This window comes from Aquimarina sp. Aq107 (assembly GCF_943733665.1).
Lineage (GTDB): Bacteria > Bacteroidota > Bacteroidia > Flavobacteriales > Flavobacteriaceae > Aquimarina.
The window spans coordinates 3,082,440-3,099,951 of record NZ_OX030782.1 but is presented as its reverse complement, the minus strand read 5'-3'; the positions used below and the strand labels follow the sequence as shown (position 1 = coordinate 3,099,951).

12 protein-coding genes are annotated in these 17,512 nt (G+C 31.1%); 2 read left to right on the top strand and 10 right to left on the bottom strand.

Features of this window, described 5'->3' with window-relative positions; translation table 11 throughout:
* Positions 1 to 49: 49 nt before the first annotated feature.
* The 7 genes from NMK29_RS13285 to NMK29_RS13255 all read right to left on the bottom strand — a co-directional run bounded on the left by NMK29_RS13285 (position 50) and on the right by NMK29_RS13255 (position 8,758).
* Complete coding sequence (locus NMK29_RS13285) at positions 50 to 385, bottom strand: n-acetylglutamate synthase (protein WP_108803757.1); 336 nt, start codon at positions 383 to 385, stop codon at positions 50 to 52.
* A gap of 59 nt (positions 386 to 444) precedes the next feature.
* Positions 445 to 1,995, bottom strand: coding sequence for a tetratricopeptide repeat protein (locus NMK29_RS13280; protein WP_108803758.1), 1,551 nt, complete (start codon positions 1,993 to 1,995; stop codon positions 445 to 447).
* 146 nt (positions 1,996 to 2,141) lie between these two features.
* Positions 2,142 to 3,074, bottom strand: a complete 933-nt coding sequence (locus NMK29_RS13275) for an NAD-dependent epimerase/dehydratase family protein (protein WP_108803759.1) — start codon at positions 3,072 to 3,074, stop codon at positions 2,142 to 2,144.
* Positions 3,075 to 3,203: 129 nt separating this feature from the next.
* On the bottom strand, positions 3,204 to 3,875 hold the full coding sequence (locus NMK29_RS13270) for a DUF6624 domain-containing protein (RefSeq protein ID WP_108803760.1): 672 nt from the start codon (positions 3,873 to 3,875) through the stop codon (positions 3,204 to 3,206).
* A gap of 252 nt (positions 3,876 to 4,127) precedes the next feature.
* Positions 4,128 to 5,309 carry a nuclear transport factor 2 family protein gene (locus NMK29_RS13265; RefSeq protein WP_108803761.1) on the bottom strand — a complete coding sequence of 394 codons (1,182 nt, stop codon included), beginning with the start codon at positions 5,307 to 5,309 and terminating at the stop codon, positions 4,128 to 4,130.
* Between the two features lie 61 nt (positions 5,310 to 5,370).
* A complete protein-coding gene (locus NMK29_RS13260; protein WP_367182328.1) occupies positions 5,371 to 6,498 on the bottom strand; it encodes a nitrate/nitrite transporter in 1,128 nt (375 codons plus the stop codon).
* Between the two features lie 46 nt (positions 6,499 to 6,544).
* Complete coding sequence (locus tag NMK29_RS13255) at positions 6,545 to 8,758, bottom strand: bifunctional alpha,alpha-trehalose-phosphate synthase (UDP-forming)/trehalose-phosphatase (RefSeq protein WP_108803763.1); 2,214 nt, start codon at positions 8,756 to 8,758, stop codon at positions 6,545 to 6,547.
* 92 nt (positions 8,759 to 8,850) lie between these two features.
* On the opposite strand from NMK29_RS13255, the gene NMK29_RS13250 reads away from it, so the two are divergent.
* Entirely contained in the window at positions 8,851 to 10,653 is a 1,803-nt protein-coding gene (locus NMK29_RS13250) for a glycoside hydrolase family 15 protein (protein ID WP_108803764.1), read from the top strand.
* Positions 10,654 to 10,700: 47 nt separating this feature from the next.
* On the opposite strand, the gene NMK29_RS13245 is transcribed toward NMK29_RS13250, so the two are convergent.
* Entirely contained in the window at positions 10,701 to 11,495 is a 795-nt protein-coding gene (locus NMK29_RS13245; protein ID WP_234424280.1) for a CBM9 family sugar-binding protein, read from the bottom strand.
* A gap of 226 nt (positions 11,496 to 11,721) precedes the next feature.
* The gene (locus tag NMK29_RS13240; RefSeq protein WP_108803765.1) at positions 11,722 to 14,016 is read right to left on the bottom strand and encodes a starch-binding protein; all 2,295 of its coding nucleotides are present in this window, start codon (positions 14,014 to 14,016) and stop codon (positions 11,722 to 11,724) included.
* A gap of 746 nt (positions 14,017 to 14,762) precedes the next feature.
* On the opposite strand from NMK29_RS13240, the gene NMK29_RS13235 reads away from it, so the two are divergent.
* Positions 14,763 to 15,554 (top strand): hypothetical protein, encoded by a 792-nt coding sequence (locus tag NMK29_RS13235; protein ID WP_108803766.1) that lies wholly within the window; start codon positions 14,763 to 14,765, stop codon positions 15,552 to 15,554.
* 112 nt (positions 15,555 to 15,666) lie between these two features.
* Here NMK29_RS13235 and NMK29_RS13230 read toward each other — a convergent pair whose 3' ends face one another.
* Complete coding sequence (locus NMK29_RS13230) at positions 15,667 to 17,484, bottom strand: acyl-CoA dehydrogenase family protein (RefSeq protein WP_108803767.1); 1,818 nt, start codon at positions 17,482 to 17,484, stop codon at positions 15,667 to 15,669.
* Positions 17,485 to 17,512 lie beyond the last annotated feature (28 nt).

The following is a 17,512-nucleotide window of genomic DNA, read 5'->3' as shown; positions in this document are numbered from 1 at the left end:
ATGGTTTATCGTATGTAGCTTTATAGCTAAAAATGTTACCCTGTTTTTTTTATATTTCTTCTAAAGTGGATGTTCCTTTGGATTTATCTCCAGATGTCCATTCCCAAGTTTCATGAAGGCGTATTTTTCCATTATTTAATATTTCTGGTTTCGAAAAACAGATTCCGGTCATTAGTTCTCCTTTGTTATTTATTTGATGGTAACGCATTTCGATATTTCCGTTTTCATCCACTAATCCGATTAGGTGTCCTTTTTTGATTTGACCACCACTATATTCCGAAGTTAAGATTGTACCTTCCTGTATATATTCAAAAATTGTTTCTTCTGTTGTTTCCCCATTTTCCGAATTTTGTATTGGACGAAATGACTTATTATGGTAGTTCATTTTTTTAAAAATTACTTTTTGTATTAATTATTTGCCTACTACTTTTACTTAAGAATAATTTAGTCTTCTATGGATTTCTTATTTTCTAAATGTTTCAGTCTATTGATTGCATTCTGATTTTCAGGGTTTAATTCTAATGATTTTTTGAAGTTTGTAATAGCATTTTTGTAATCTTTTTTATAAAGATATACTTCTGCTAAGCTATCATATAAATTGGCGGATGTAGGATATAAGTATAGCGCTAATAAAAACACATTTATACCTTGCTCTATTTTTAAAGGATTAAAAGATAATCTAAGCCCTAGTGTATTTAGCATGCTTTCCTCTAACTTAAGTTTTGGATGTTTTATTATTGTTTTTTTATAAAGTGAAATTAGGTTTTGATAATCTTGATAATATGCGATATCATTAAAATCCGTATAATCAAATGCTTTTTGGATAGGTTTTTTATTTCTTCTGGAAATCAAGCTATCTGAGATATTGTGTTTGGCAAGATTTTCTTCAATCATTATTTTCACATCTTGATTGTTTTTTAAAGTAGCAGTTAAAAACTGCAATGTTTGTTCGGATAATAGTTTATAGGAAGACATAATTTTTTTATCACTTTTATCTTGCCTTTTATCTCTATTAGCAAATAATACCCCAAAAGAACTAAAATAAGAATGAGAAAGATCATGGAATTTATAACTATAGATGAAACTATGTTTTAGAGAATCATATAATTGAAATTCATAATTTAATTCATCAGGAATTTTATCACTAATAAGTACTTTTTTAGGAATATCTTTTTGGGCGAAATGTATATATGGGATATCAAATTTATCTAAATTAAAGTATGGTGATTTTTCTAGAACAGCATACCGATACCTTTCAGTTCCATCTAGACTTACTATGGCTTTAATATTTTTATTTTTCATCGCTGTTATCACATTAGATAAACCACCAAAACTAAAGCTCATAAGAGCTATTTTATTGGGGTCAATATTTTCATATTTATGAATTTCTTTTAAAAGGAATTCGACATCTCTAGATTGTGTTTCCACGTCTTTTGTACTCCCTCCTTCTAATAATCTAGTATCTGTTCCTCTAGATGGACTTGATATTACCACAAACCCATTACTTGCTAAATATTCGAATAATGTAAAGTTTTCGATAGATGAGGCTTCATAACTAGGAGCATAAACAATAACAGGAAATTTATTTTTTATGGCTAGTATATTGGTAAAAGCATTTACTTTTTCGGAAAGATGAGCTTGGTTTTGGGGTGTGTTCCATAAATAAGAAAACCAATCTAATAAAAACGAGTTTGGTAAATCTTTCCATTCTTCTTCTTCTTTTAGAATTTCTAAATAATTTAAAATGGATAATTGTTTTGAGTTTTTATTATTAATACTTGCAGGGTACCATACACTGATTGGTATCGGTCTATAGATATATTGATTATTGAATTCATTTCCGATTTGATAAGTTCTTGTACTATCAATAGATGTATAGTGTTTAAAGCCTACCTTATATTTTCCAAAATCTAAGTTGATTTCTTTTAAAGATGTTTGCGCGTTTATAAGATATAATTGAAAAAAGACGAAAATTATAACTGTAGTTATTCGCATGAGGTTTGATTTTAAGTGTTTATTTTTAAAGATTTGGTTATCTAATAAATGTTACACTTTAGATTTATTATTAGGTAAAATAATAAAACATTAATAGAGTAAAAGAATATATTTTAAGTTTTAGGTGAGGTTACTTTTTTGTTCTTTTACCTAATTTTATAATCTTTAATTATGTTGCTAATACCTTGTTGATAAGAAGTTATTTTAAAATCAGGAAATCTATTTTTGAATTTAGAAGAATCGAAAATATTATCAATATTATACCTAGGTAATAATTCCTTAGTTTCTCTGATATTTTGATTAAAAAACGATGCTATTTTTAGAATAAATACTCCTAATATATTGTATGTTATTTTTCTATCTAATTGTAACGAGATTTGTTCTATGATTTCTTTGTATGTTAATCGATTGTCATCGCACGGAAGGTGCCAGGTTTGACCATATGTATCTGAAGTATTTCCAATTAAAGCCATTGCTTTACTAGCATCCGGAGTATAAATAAAAGTCCTTAAGACATTATCTTTTAGAAATACTTTTGGTTTTTTATTGGTTTTTAGCGCATCAAAAATAAGTGTATTCGTTATTCCTTTTGTTTTACCTGGCCCATAAAATTCAGGTGCTCGGCATATTACAGCATTAATTTCTTTGTTCTTTATTGCATTCAACAGAAGCTCTGTAGCTATTCTTTTTGCTTCTCCTTTTTTACCTTTTGGTTGTAGAGGTGTATCTTCTTTTTGAATTTTACTGTCTTGCGGATATGCATATGTATTGTCGAAGTAGACAAGTTTACAGTTGTTTTTTTTACAGCCTGATATTACATTTTTGATGATTATAGGCCAATCTCTTAACCAAATTTTAGATTGGTAAGGTAGTCCTACGGTTAAATACGCAATCTTAGCATTTTCTAAAGCCTTATGAACATCTGTTGCTTGCAACAGATCACCTTTGAACAAAAAGTCATCTGTATGTACTTTTGTTGGGTTTCGTCCGACTAGTTTAATTTCTTTGGTATAATGGGATCGTAATTCTTTAGCTAGTTCCTCTCCAATTATTCCATTTGCACCTAAAATTACCTGCATAATAGTATTAATTCCTGTTCAATACTTTGTAAGATACTCTTTAAAATGTAAATAGGGATATAGGTAATGTTGATGTAGGGTTTGATAACAACGCTTAAACTACTTACTATTTTTATATCTCATTAGGTTTTATTGATATAACTGTGGTTTTGTAATTCCTTTGTTAAGATACATTTGTTTGTTCATTTGAAAATGTGCCTTTGTCATTTCATTATAATATTTTTTTAAAGCAGGAAGAGAGTATTCTTTTCTAAGGTTATCAATATTTGTGGAATCTACTAAGCCATTTTTAGGTATTGCTTGTCCATTTTTATTGTATGTCAATTGAGTACCAAAACGTTGAGGTTTATTTAGGTTTACATGAATTCTATCCTCTAACATTGCGAAATGATATTTGTCATTACTTCCGTTTTTAATTTCTTTCTCCATCGCTGTTAGCATTTCTTGCTGAAAAGGGATGTCGTTATCTGCATGTTGAATTGGAAGCCAAAAACTTGTTGAAGCCTCTTGCCCAACTTTGCGTTCTCCGAGATAACCATATTTATTAAATAATTCTTTAATTTTTTGTTGATTTATTTTTCCAACACTATCTCTTTGATTTTCAAAAATCTCCCAAGCTTTTTCATTACCATATTTTTCTCTTAATCCTTTAGGAGGTATACTAGCGTATTTTTGATCAAGTATTTCGATAGCATTAAGTTCTGATATGATCTGTTTTTTATCTTCCTCAGAGATATTTTTGTTATTTGTACAACTTGTAAGTGCTATACTTACAGTTAATAATAAGATTAGTTTTTTCATATTAGATTCAAGTTTACTTTATAACTAAGGACTGCGGATAGAATTTTTAGTTACAGGTTTTGAATTACTAATTTTTGATTAAGCGATGATCTTTTATGGTATTAAATGTATTAATTTTTAGTAATTGAATTTTTATTTTAATACAAGAACTCATCAAATTAAGAAAACATCTATAATTTCAATTTGCTTTAAAATGATTATTATTTTCTCAGGTTTTTTATGTTTAAAAAAACTTGAAATCTGTAAAAAAGATCATTGTATAAAAGTAACCTTAGCAATTTTTCCATTCTCTACTTCGTAAATCGCGACAGCTTTTCTCTTTTGACCATTCATGATCAGAAATTCTTCATCAATTACTTTATTACCATAAACAATCCGTTTTTTTACTTCGCAATGTAAGTCTGGAGTTTGTTCGAAAAAAGAGGCATATCCTTTTTTTAGTCGATCTTTTCCTTCGTAAATCAATTTATTTGGATAATTATATACTTTTATATTATCCGAATACGTATCTACAAAGCCATTAACATCTCGTTTGTTATAAGCATCTAGTTGTTTTTGTACAATTTGTTCCGGAGAAACATCTGATACTAAAGCGAGCATTGTTCCTATTTCGTTGGATTTAATTCTGCTAATATTAGCAATTTCGTTATCAAGAAATGTATGAAAGATACTCCAACGAGTATCCGTTTTAGGGTTGAACTTAAAAATAGTATTCCCTTTTGGCATTAAAATGGTTCCATTAATCAACCAACACATATCCTCAGCTTCTGGTATGGTGCTGATTATTTTATTAGTTTCACCGGTAATTGGATTTAACGACCTTATTTCCCATTCTTCATTTTCTTTACTTATATAACTAATGAGTGGTGTATTGGGGATTTTATGTAATGATCGTCCTATTTTTTTCTGAAAAGTCTTATTTACCTTTGTCTTAAGATTAGAGACTACTAGTGATAAGCCTCCATCTTCTAAAACAGAAGAAACTAATGTGTTTTGATCAAACCAAACGTGATAGCCAATAATTAGATCTTTTATAAGAATGGTTGGTTTTCCACTTTTAAAGTCATATTGATACAATAACTGTGTTCCTGTTGTATCTAATCTGATAGCGGATACTGCCTTTTGATTTGGAATTTTAGTAGGGGAATATTCGCTGCCTATTGCTGTTTGAGATATCCAATCTACCTTATTATCTCTAATATTATATTTGGCAATGTCCGTTTGTTTGTTTCTAGTAGAAGCAAAAAGTACAATATTATCATTGTAAAAGGATGGCTGGTTGTCGTATCCTTCGTTATTAGAAATGTTTCGTTTGTTTTTTAGCTCTAATGTTTCTCCATTTACAAGAATATCAAACAAATAGACTTCAGTGCTTGGTTGGGCTGATACTATAAAAACAAGAAATAGTAGTATGAATGAGAGATGTTTTCGCATTGGTTTTGTTTTCTAAAATACACTGAATTATCAAGTATTCTCTTAAGTATTTGTTAAGAGTTTATAGTAGTTGTTTTCTAGAACTATATAATCCAATGGCTGGTCCAATTGCTAAAAATACGAATATATATATAGGATCAATTTTGGTAACTGCATATGAAAGTAATTGAATACTTATGATTGTAATAGCAAAACCTATACAATTAACTATAGTAAGCCCTGTTCCTCGTAATTCTGGTGGGGCAGCAGCTGCAACTAAAGTTGAATATTGAGGAGAATCCGATATAACAACCATTCCCCAAACACATAATAATCCTAAAAAGATTTCTGTATTTAACTGAAATAATAGAGGAGAGGTAATGCAGAATAATCCCGAAACAATAAGTGAATACCTAGCTACTTTTCTACTACCTGTTTTTAAAGAAATATATCCACCAATGATGCAAGAGAAAAAACCTACTGCGATAATAATAAATGACCAAAATGAAATCGGAATTCCTATTCTATGTTGTTCTACATATGTTTTTAATAATATAGGAACAAATCCCCAGAAAGCATATAATTCCCACATATGGCCAAAATAACCTAAAGCTGCTTTTCTAAAACTAACAATTCCAAAAAGCTCTGTGATGACACCCAATTGAAGTTTAGAAACAGGTTTTCTATATGGACCATTAGGAACAAACATAAAGATTAAAATTCCTCCTATAGCAGCTAAAAGACTTGTAGATTGTATTACAATTTTATAATCGCTATTCCAAGAAAGTTCTTTTAGCAAATGTGGTAACGCAGTTCCTAAAACCAGAGCACCAACTAAATACCCAAGGGCTTTTCCTAATCCATCCTTATAGTAGTCAGATGCTATTTTCATACCTACAGGATATATTCCTGCAAGAAAGAAACCAGTACCAAATCTAGCTGTTAATACATTTAATACGGTAATATTAGGTATTAGCAAGGCAATATTACAAAGTGCTCCTAGAATTGCCGAAATCATAAACACCTTAGAAGGAGGAAATCTATCTACTATCGTAAGTAATGCAAAGGTTAGCGTGCCGACGATGAAACCGAATTGTACAGTGGATAAAAGATATCCAAGAATATTAAATCCTACACTAAATTGAGCAGCGAAATCATCAATTACTGCATTACCTGCGAACCACAATGAAGTACAGAAAAATTGCGCAATAATTATTACCGGAAGTATATAAATTTTTGGTTTCAGATATATGTTCTTATAATTGGTTATTAAATTCTTTTAATAATTCGTGAACTTGATTTGTATCTTCTACATAATATTTAGCAATAGTCTTTTTAAGTCCAACTTTAACTGTATATGAGGAAGAAGGTAATTCTTTAAACATGTATTCATCTGTCCAATCATCTCCAATGGCAAAGATAAAATCATATTCTTTTTCAGTTAGCATTTTACACGCTGATTTACCTTTATTAATTCCACTAACTTTTATCTCTAATACTTTATCACCTTCTAGAATTTCTAGGTTGTGATTAGCTATTAGATGTTGTATGGTTGTTTTTAGTTCCATGGATCTTAATTTTCCCAAATCAGGATCTACATTTCTAAAATGCCAAGCTAATGAATAATTTTTTTCTTCTATAAGAGAACCTGGTGTTCTATCAGTAAACGACTCTAAAACTGGGGCGATCGACTCGAACCAATCATTACTAACTCGTTCCAAAAGTTCCCAATCTTTATTGTACTCTTTTAACCAAGCACCGTGTTCAGTGATTAAGGTATAATCCTTATGACCAAACCACTTATTAAATGTGAATTTATCTCTTCCAGTTATTAAAATTACTTTGGTACGATCATCGCTTTGTAACGTATCTAAAATATCAAATATTTTTTGAGTTGGCTTTGCATTTTCTGGAATTTTTTCAAAGGGTGCCAAAGTACCATCATAATCAATGTATAAAATTCTATTTTTTGAAGTATTATAATCATTAAATAAATCCTTTTTAATAGAAGGCGTCAGTTTTTTTAAAGAATATTTCTTGGCAGTAGTTTTAGTTGTATTTAAAGATTCCATAAAATCATTTGCCCATTTCTCTACATTATATCTTTTTAATCGTTTTTGTAGTGCTTTATTTCTTTTTATTTGTTCTTCTTCTGGCATTTCTAAAGCAAATTTTAATGTATCTGCTATTTCTTCAAAATTATTAGGATTGATAATAAGTGCTTCACTCATTTCTTTTGAAGCTCCGGTCATTTCACTTAAAATAAGCACACCTTTTTGATCTACTCTAGAAGCAATATATTCTTTTGCTACAAGATTCATCCCATCTCTAATAGGAGTAAGTAAAGCAACTTCGCTAGAAGTGTATAAATCAATCAGGTTTTCAAAAGGCATAGAACGATAAAAATACCAAATAGGAGTCCAGCTTACTTCAGAAAATTTTCCATTAATTCTACCTACCAATTGGTCAATTTCGTTTTTTAGTAATTGATATTGTGGAACATTAGATCTGGATGGAACGGCAAGCATAACAAGTCTAGCTTTACCTTTAAATTGAGGATATTTATCTAAAAAATATTCAAAAGCTCTTAATCTATTAGCAATCCCTTTAGTATAATCTAATCGATCAATGGATAAAATAAGTTTGGCACGATCTCCACTAACTAAATGTTCGTCTATTTTCTGTTGTATTTCAGTTTGATCCTTTTTTTCTTTTTCATTATGAATAGTCGCAGCGTTATGAAATTTATCATAATCAATTCCCATAGGAAAAGAATCTACTTTTACTATTCTATTGTCAATATGAACATTATTAAAATTGATTTCTAATCCCAAAATTCTTTGGGCTGAGCTTAGGAAGTGACGTTCATAATCATAGGTATGGAAACCAATAAGATCCGCACCTAATAATCCTTTTAACAATTCTTCTCTACAAGGAATTGTTCTAAAAACTTCATAAGAAGGGAATGGAATATGTAAAAAGAAACCGATAGTTACATTTGGTTTCTTTTTTCGGATCATTTCTGGTAATAATAATAGTTGATAATCATGCACCCAAATGGTATCATTTTCTCCAAGGTTCTCTATAATTACATCTGCAAATTTTTGATTTACTTGTTGATATACTTCCCAACTGTCTTTGTTAAACTCAGTATATTCCATGAAATAATGGAATAACGGCCAAAGGGTATTATTACTAAAACCATAATAAAATCCTTCTATTTCTAATTCTGTAAGTGGTACACCAACACATTGATGTTTTTTTAGTGCATTATTAACTAAATTTCTCTTTTTAGTGTCTAATTGTTCTTCGGTTAGCCCACTCCATCCTATCCAAATACTATCACTTCCGGAGTGTACGGACTTCATTCCTGTTGCTAATCCTCCAACACTTGGTGTAGTTTTAATAGAATTATTATCAATTTCTAATTGTAGGGGTAGTCGATTTGAGATTATGATAGTTTTGCTCATAAAGGGTGGTGAAAGTTGGTTGACTAAATTTGATTGATTAAATTTCGGTTCAGTGAATAAAGGTACGTTTATTTAAAAGAACTTGAGGTTATATGGACAATTTGGACTACGGAATTATAGGGAATTGTAAAAGTGCAGCGTTGATTTCTAAACAAGGAGCAATCGATTGGTGTTGTTTGCCAAATTTTGATTCTTCGTCTGTTTTTGCAAAAATTTTAGATGAAAAAAAAGGAGGCTCTTTTGAAATTTTAGTTTCAGATAAATATACTATTTCTCAAAAGTATATCGCCAAAACAAATATTCTAGTTACCGAATTTAATAATGGGACAGATGCTTTCGAAAGTATAGATTTTATGCCTAGATATCAGAATGAAGATGGTACTTATCATACACCAGCTGATATCATACGATATATTAAATTGATTTCAGGAAAGCCATCTTTTAGAGTTAGATATAATCCTAGATTGGAATATGCTAAAGAGGAGACTTATTCTAGAAAAACTGATGAATACATAAAAAGTATAACAGATAAAGATAAATATGATACGTTATACCTTTATTCTGATTTAGATTTAGAAGCTATTTTAAATTCAGAAGAGATAGTTTTATCTGGTAATGCTTATTTTTTAATCAGTTATCACGAAAAAATTCTAAAGCAATCCTTAGAACTATGTTATCTTAAGCTACAGAGAACGCGTGTGTACTGGATGAATTGGAGTGAGAAAACTACTTCGTATGCAGTTTATAATGATCAGATTTTAAGAAGTGCATTGGTACTTAAATTACTTAGTTATGAAAAATCTGGAGCTGTTTTGGCTGCTGCGACTACATCTTTACCCGAAACAATAGGAGAAGTTCGTAACTGGGATTATCGTTTTTGTTGGATTAGAGACGCCTCTATGGTAATAAAAGTGATTTCTGATTTAGGGCATAAAAGGGTAGCGCAACGTTTTCTTCAGTTTATTATAGATATTATACCGGATAAAGATGAAAAGATCCAGATTATGTATGGGATTAATGGCGAAAAGGATCTTACAGAGAAAACATTGGATCATTTAAGCGGTTATAAAGATTCTAGTCCCGTACGGATTGGGAATGCTGCTTTTCATCAAAAACAGAATGATATTTATGGGATTTTGATGAATGTAATTTACCAACAATTCGTAAAATTTGATTGTGCTGTAGATGATAGCGAGAGTTTATGGACAATTAGTAAAAGTATCGTTCATATTGTAAATGTAAACTGGGAAAAACCGGACAAAGGTATTTGGGAGTTTAGAACAGAAGAAAGACATTTTACATTTTCGAAATTGTTATGTTGGGTAGCTGTAGATAGAGCAATTAAGATAGGAGAACTTATTGGTAAAACAGAAAATAATACGAGATGGATTGAGCTTAGAGATCGGATTTATAATGATATTTATAAGAACGCCTGGAATGAAGAGGTGCAGGCTTATACCCAATCTTATGGATCCTCTGATTTAGATGCTTCTACGTTATTAATGGAATCTTATGGTTTCATAGAGGCAATGGATCCAAGATTTATAAGTACTGTAAAAGCTACAGAAAAAGAATTATGTAATGATGGGTTGTTATATCGTTATAAGAACAAAGATGATTTTGGATTGCCGTCCTCATCATTTACTATTTGTAGTTTTTGGTTTATCAATAGCTTAAATAAAATAGGAGAGAAGGAAAAAGCAAAAGAAATGTTTGATCAATTATTATCTTATAGTAATCATTTAGGACTTTTTAGCGAAGATATAGATTTTAAATCTAAAAGATTGTTAGGGAATTTTCCGCAAGCATATTCTCATTTAGCACTTATAGAAACCGCAGTTAATTTTTCTGAAGATGTAACTAAAGACGAACAATTGATGGAAACAATGTTATAAGAGTATTATAACGGAAAATTCCTTTTCTATATTTTTAGAGATTTATTTTATTCGACAAGAACTATAGTGCCGAAGATATCAGCATTAATCCAGCCTTGATTTTTATCTTCGCCAGGAACAAATACAGAACCCATGAAATTTTCTCTTTCTTTACTCGTATCATTATCATTATAGGCGATAGCGAAACCTAATTTCTGATCTTTAGATAAAACAACAGGATCATTGGCTTTACCTTCTTGGTAAGTATCATCATATACTATTAGTTCGAATTCCCATATAGAAACATCATCTTTTGTTGTACGTTTCATTTTTACATGATTATTATAAAGTAATGGTTTTTTCTGTGAATCTAGATCCACAACATTACCATCCAATGCTACATGATATGCAAACGCGTTGTTGTTGTATTGATGTTCTCCTCCAGAATTGTCAGCATCTATAAATATCTCAACACAATCATCATCCCACCATAATTTAAGTGGATCTTTATATTGATCATATAAGATATCATCTTTAATTTCTACTAAAATGTACAAAGCTTCTGGAGTCCAAGCCATTTTATATCTACCTAAGAAATCTTTGAAATCAGGAAACTCTCCAATCCAATTTTGATCCATAGGATACCATTTCGTCTGATTCCAAATAGGATCATTCATATCTCCATCAATGTTGGGAGCTATTTCTGCTTTTTTAATATCTCGAATTTGATGATCTTTTTTTTCTTTTTTTGGAAGCGCAGTTTTTTCCGTTGAATCTGCAATTGTTTTATCGGAATTTTTTGGTTCTTGATTTTTGCAAGATATCAATATGATTAGAGATAAAATGAAAGCTATTTTTTTCACAATATGAATATTATAATTAATAATTGAATTTTTAAAGAGTGGAAAGATATTAAAAACAATACGCTTTTTATTGGCGATATATAAAAGTTAAGATTTTGTAAAGTTGACAGAAAAGATGTCAGAATTAAATAAGGTTGAAAAAAAGCGGTCGTTTTATTAAAACGACCGCTTCTTGACTAACATATCAACTTGTGATAATTATTGGTAAGTAATTAGGACAAAAAAATTATTGTTTTACAATTTTAATTCTTTTAAGTTTTTTACCATTTAATGTTACCGTACCAAAATAGATGCCGGATTCTCGCATATCACTTGAATTAATTTCTATAGTTTGATTTCCTACTTGTGTGTTTTGACTGTATATAGTTTTAGTTTGACCTAAAATATTAGAGATACTAACTTTTAAAATACCATTTTCTGATGTATTTACGCTTAATGTACCTCTATCTTTAATTGGATTTGGCCAAAGAGTAACTATACTTTTTTCTATTATAGAAGTATTTTCTTTATCAGCTGTATCAGCTAATTCCATTGCTCTGTTAGTAGGACAATTATTAGTGCAGTTATTAGACCAAGTTCCGGTTCTCTTTCCATTACTGCTTCCGGTTACTATAAACCATCCATCAGTACCTCTTGTGAGATCAACTGTTTGTTGACCATTTCCATTATTGAAAACTACTCCAACATCATTTGTAGCTACTCCATTAGGTAATGTAAAAGTTTTTCTACACCAAGATGTACCACTTAAGTTGTTCATAATTGTTCCAGGCCAACCTGCGGTTCCAGACAGTGTTTGGTTTGTGGATTTATTATATAAGTACATGTTGGTATTATTACCCCATCCACCGCCAGGTTTTTGGAAGTTTAATGTTACATCATTGGATGTTCCTGATCCACTACTACTACAATCGCTAGGACAATTGTTAGACCAATTATTTCCTCGGTACCACCCATTGGTACTCCTCGATAGATCATCAGTTTGGTTATTTCCATCATTGAAGATAACTCTAAGATTAGCTGCAGAAACACCTGCAGGAGGAGTAATGGTAAAAGAATACCAATCTGTTCCTGAAATGTTCGTCATATTATTTCCAGGCCAATCACTAGTCCCAGGAAGTGTAGCATTTGCTCCAGCATCAAATACATATGCATTGATATTAGACCCCCAACCTGATGGTTTAAAGAAATTAACAGTATATGGAGGTACCGTTTCTCCTCCGCCAGTATTTGCGCCTTGTGTCCATACCGCATAATCAGTACCAGAAGTTTGTAGTGTCCATCCACTTCCATTAGGAGACCAATTACCAGATCCTAGTTTCATAGCTAGTGTTCCAGATCTTCCGTCGATGTAAGCTGCGTATAAATCTCCTCTTGCTTCATCAATACTAATTGTAGATCCAGAATGAATTCTTACACTTTTTCTAGCTGCTATAAGATCTTTAATAGCATTTTGCACACCTGCTCCAGTATCAAAGAAATGAGTCCAGAATACCATTGGATTTCCAGGATGTGTTAAAATATATGCATATCCTTTTCTAAGATTAGTCTCTCCACCTGGAAAAACAAAATTTGATCCACAACATTGCTGTGCAAAACCAGTATCATGATTGTCTAGAAAAGTAACTGATTTAGTTGGATTGATACCCATCATACCAGAAGGTCTACCTTGACCATCTCTTAAATAGGATAAATTATTGTCTCTAATTGCATTTTGTAAACTTACTTTTGTGTTAAAATCAAAAGCAGAAGATGAACCTTGTGTTCTGTTTACAAAATTATTCGTTTGTACTCTGCTACTTTCTAGTAATTCTCCTACCGCAAAGTAAGGGTTTGTAGCATCATTATATTCTTTATTGTATATGGGATCGTATCCATGAACAAAATCATACCTCCATCCATCAAAACCAAGGTCATCTTGTAACTTTTTCATCCATTTTATAATCTCTGCTCTTACTGCTGGATTTCTGTGATCTAAGTCTCTGGCAGCTGCAAATCCTCCACTAGAACCATCTGCTTTTAACTCAAATCCAGGTACAAAATCATTATTAATACTAAACTCTACAGGACCATTTACAAAATTTCTACCTTCATCATCGGCTGTAATATAAAATGTTGGCCAAGCCGGATTTGTAAATGTAACTGCGTCGTTAGTACCTACTCGATGATTCACTACAATATCGCTTATTACTTTAATGTCTAAATTATGATATTGATCGATCAATGACTTCAGTTGATTAGTAGTACCATAGGCGCTATCGAAGTTATTAATCTCTCTAGGCAGATATCCTTGTGGGGCGGCAGAATTACTTGGAGGAGGCATCCAGATTAGGTCAATTCCTGCATCACTGATGGTATTTCTAACACTAGAAACAACATCGTACCAAGTTTGACCTGCAGGTTGGTTTTGTACATTCCAGTCAAAAGCCTGAAACATTACATCTTCATCTTGTGCCTGTAACTGTAAAAATGGTAAGCAACATAAAAAGCTTACCAGGATTTTTAAGAGGTTTTTTCTTTTCATTTTAAGATTTTTTGTTCTGTTGAAAACAGTAGTTTGTAATAAGTGAGTAAGTTTTTTTCGCAAATTTTCGTTCTTAGGTAAATAAGAATATGAAATAAATAACTTATGGAAAGACGTATATATACAAGAAAATAGAAGTTTGTCTGACAACCAGCGAAACTTACTTTGTTTGTTTTAATGAAAAGATAATCAAGAATTTGGTGCTCTTAATTATAAAAACAGTAATTATGACGACTATAGATAAGTGATTTTTTCAAAATTTTTATTCAAAAAAAACAGGTTCTATTTATTCTGACTGATTAGTTAATAGAACTATTTTATTTAATTAGAGTAGCTCAAATAATTTCGAAATTTTCGGAGGAGGGGAAATTGATTTCATAATTCATAAGTTTTAGTTTGTAAAAGTGTTTCTTGTGTTAAATTTCTACTAAGTTATTACGAAATATTCAATTCTTATCTTCCGAAAAGCTACTACAACGTTTTCGTGTTGATAAATTCTTGTTATTTCACATAATATATTGAAAAACAACATATAATTAACAGTTGTTTATTGTATTTGTAAAAATTTGAGGCTCTTTTAATGAATTATTAGCGTACTTATTTATTGTTTTTTAAAAATTTCTTAATGAACTATAATGTGATATTTCCATAATATTAAATTAGATTAATGTTTTGATAATCATTTGGTAGTAAGAAATTTAGATTAGTAAAGTATTTTAGTATAACTAACTTAAATATATCAAATCATGAAAATTCAATTTAAATTTTTAGTAAACATCTTTTTGTTTTTATTTTTATTAAACTCTTGTGATAATCAAGAGGACTCCAATAATGATGAAACAATTGGATTAGAAATTCATCAAGAAGATCAATTAGAAGGAAAAAAAGAACTTAACGGTTTCCAGATAGCATATAAAGTTGTAGAAAAATCGAATTATTATACTGTTAAAGTAGCGATAAATGATGTAAGGCTAGTCGCTTCAATAGATTATGATACAGAATTTATTGAAATCGATGGTAAGAATGTTGTGTTATCTAGTAAAGAGAAAGAAACATTATTAATGATAGGAGAAGAGATCTCTGCATATCTATTTAAGGATGGTTCTGTGGATGATTTTACGATGGCAGAATTCACCTTATTGAAATTACTAGAATATTGGGCTAAATCTCCAAGTAATTATAGTTACGAAAAAATTGTTTTTAAAGGGAACCAAACCAATCTAGTGAAAGGTAATGATGATGGAATAACTTGTATTAGAAAAAATACATATGTTACTGCTGTGTACGATGATAATGAAGGCCAAATATATAGAGATCGTGAATTGGTAAATGGTGATCGTTGTTTAGGCCGTTGCGGTTCTGGTTGTCCGGGTGTTTTTTCTATCGCTAGTGCTTGGACTAAAGATTGTTTAGATCATGATCAATGCGGACGTGTATTAGGTGGAAGTACGAATCCTTTTGATCGTAATTGTGGAGATGAATATGCGCAAGCTGCTGATGATTTCCTTTTTGGAGTATTACGTGGATGTAGAGGGTAGATAAAATTTGATAAATAAAAAAACCGTCTTTCCCCAACAGAAAGACGGTTTCTTAAATCAAAATTAAACAACTTCCTAGTTTTAATCCTTAGGAACGGATATATTATTATTGTTATGAAAAGCAGTATCCGTTTTCGGCAGCTACTTTATCAGCAATTTTTGTTCTTAATGCAACCACATTTGGTTGGTTCGCATATTTAGTGAAACGTTTAAGTCCCATTAACATCATGCGTTGCTCATCTCCTTCAGCAAAAGAAACGATTCCTTCTTTTCCTTTTTTAATAACGATATCTACTGCGTTATATAAGTATAATTGAGACATTGCAATTTGAATCTCTTGAGAATCTTCTCCAAAACGCTTAGCATTTTTCTCTGTACGTAGAATTGTAGATTCCGCCATATAGATTTCAATTAGAATGTCAGAGGCAGCCATTAATAATTGTTGGTGCTCTTCTAATTGCGGACCAAATTTCTGCATAGCAGCTCCTGCCACCATTAAGAATACTTTCTTTAATTTTGCAATGATTTCTTTTTCTTCTGCAAATAAAGCAGAGTAATCAGGAGTATCAAAAGAAGGAATTCCTGTTAATTCATCAGCAACCTTCATAGCAGGATTTAAAAGATCTACATGACCTTTCATTGCTTTCTTTACTAGCATACCTACAGCTAACATACGGTTGATCTCATTAGTACCTTCATAGATACGAGAAATACGAGCATCTCTCCAAGCAGATTCCATAGGAGTATCTGCAGAGAATCCCATTCCTCCAAATATTTGAATACCTTCATCTGTAGTATTCTGAACATCTTCAGAAACAGCTACTTTTAGTATAGAACACTCGATAGCGTATTCTTCAACTCCTTTTAATTCAGCTTCTTGATGTGTATTTCCTTCCGCTTGTCGGATAGCAATTCTATCTTCGATATTTTTTGCAGCACGGTAACTTGCAGATTCATCTGCATAGGTATTCGTAGCCATTTCAGCGATCTTAGATTTGATTGCTCCAAAATTCATAATTGGAGTTTTAAACTGAATACGCTCATTAGCATATTTAGTAGCTTCTCCAATTACTCTACGTTGCGCATCTAAACAAGCTGCTGCTAATTTGATACGTCCAACGTTTAAAGCATTCATCGCAATTTTAAATCCATTACCTCTTTCTGATAACATATTCTCTACAGGGACCTTAGTGTCACTAAAGAAAACTTGACGAGTAGAAGAGGAGTGGATACCTAATTTCTTTTCTTCATCACCTAATGAGATACCGTTAGAATTGTTAGGATCATATTCTACAATAAATCCAGTGATATTTTTGTCATCCTCAATACGAGCAAAAACAATCATTACATTACAAAAACCTGCATTAGAGATCCACATTTTTTGACCAGAGATCAAATAATGCTTACCATCATCAGATAAAACAGCTTTAGTTTTACCAGAGTTAGCATCAGATCCTGCTCCTGGTTCAGTTAAACAATATGCTCCCATCCACTCTCCAGTAGCTAATTTAGAAACATATTTTTTCTTTTGTTCTTCATTACCATATAATGATATTGGCATAGTACCAATACCAGTATGAGCTCCAAAAGCAGTACTAAATGATCCTGTAGCACCTGATATATAATCACATACTAACATTGTAGAAACAAATCCCATTCCTAGACCGTCATATGCTTCTGGTACAGCAACACCAAGAAGACCAAGTTCTCCTGCCTTTTTCATGCACTCTGCAGTAAAAGCATAATCTTTTGATTCGAATTTCTCCCAGTTTGCCCAAAGTTCTCTATCTACAAATTCTTTGGTACTATCACGCATCATCTTTTGCTCTTCAGAAAAATCTTCTGGAGTAAATACATCTTCAGCTTTCGTTTCTTTCACAAGGAATTGTCCTCCTCTAAGAATGTCTTTATTTAAAGTTTCTGTACTCATTTTATTAGTGTTATTTCTTTATTCTATT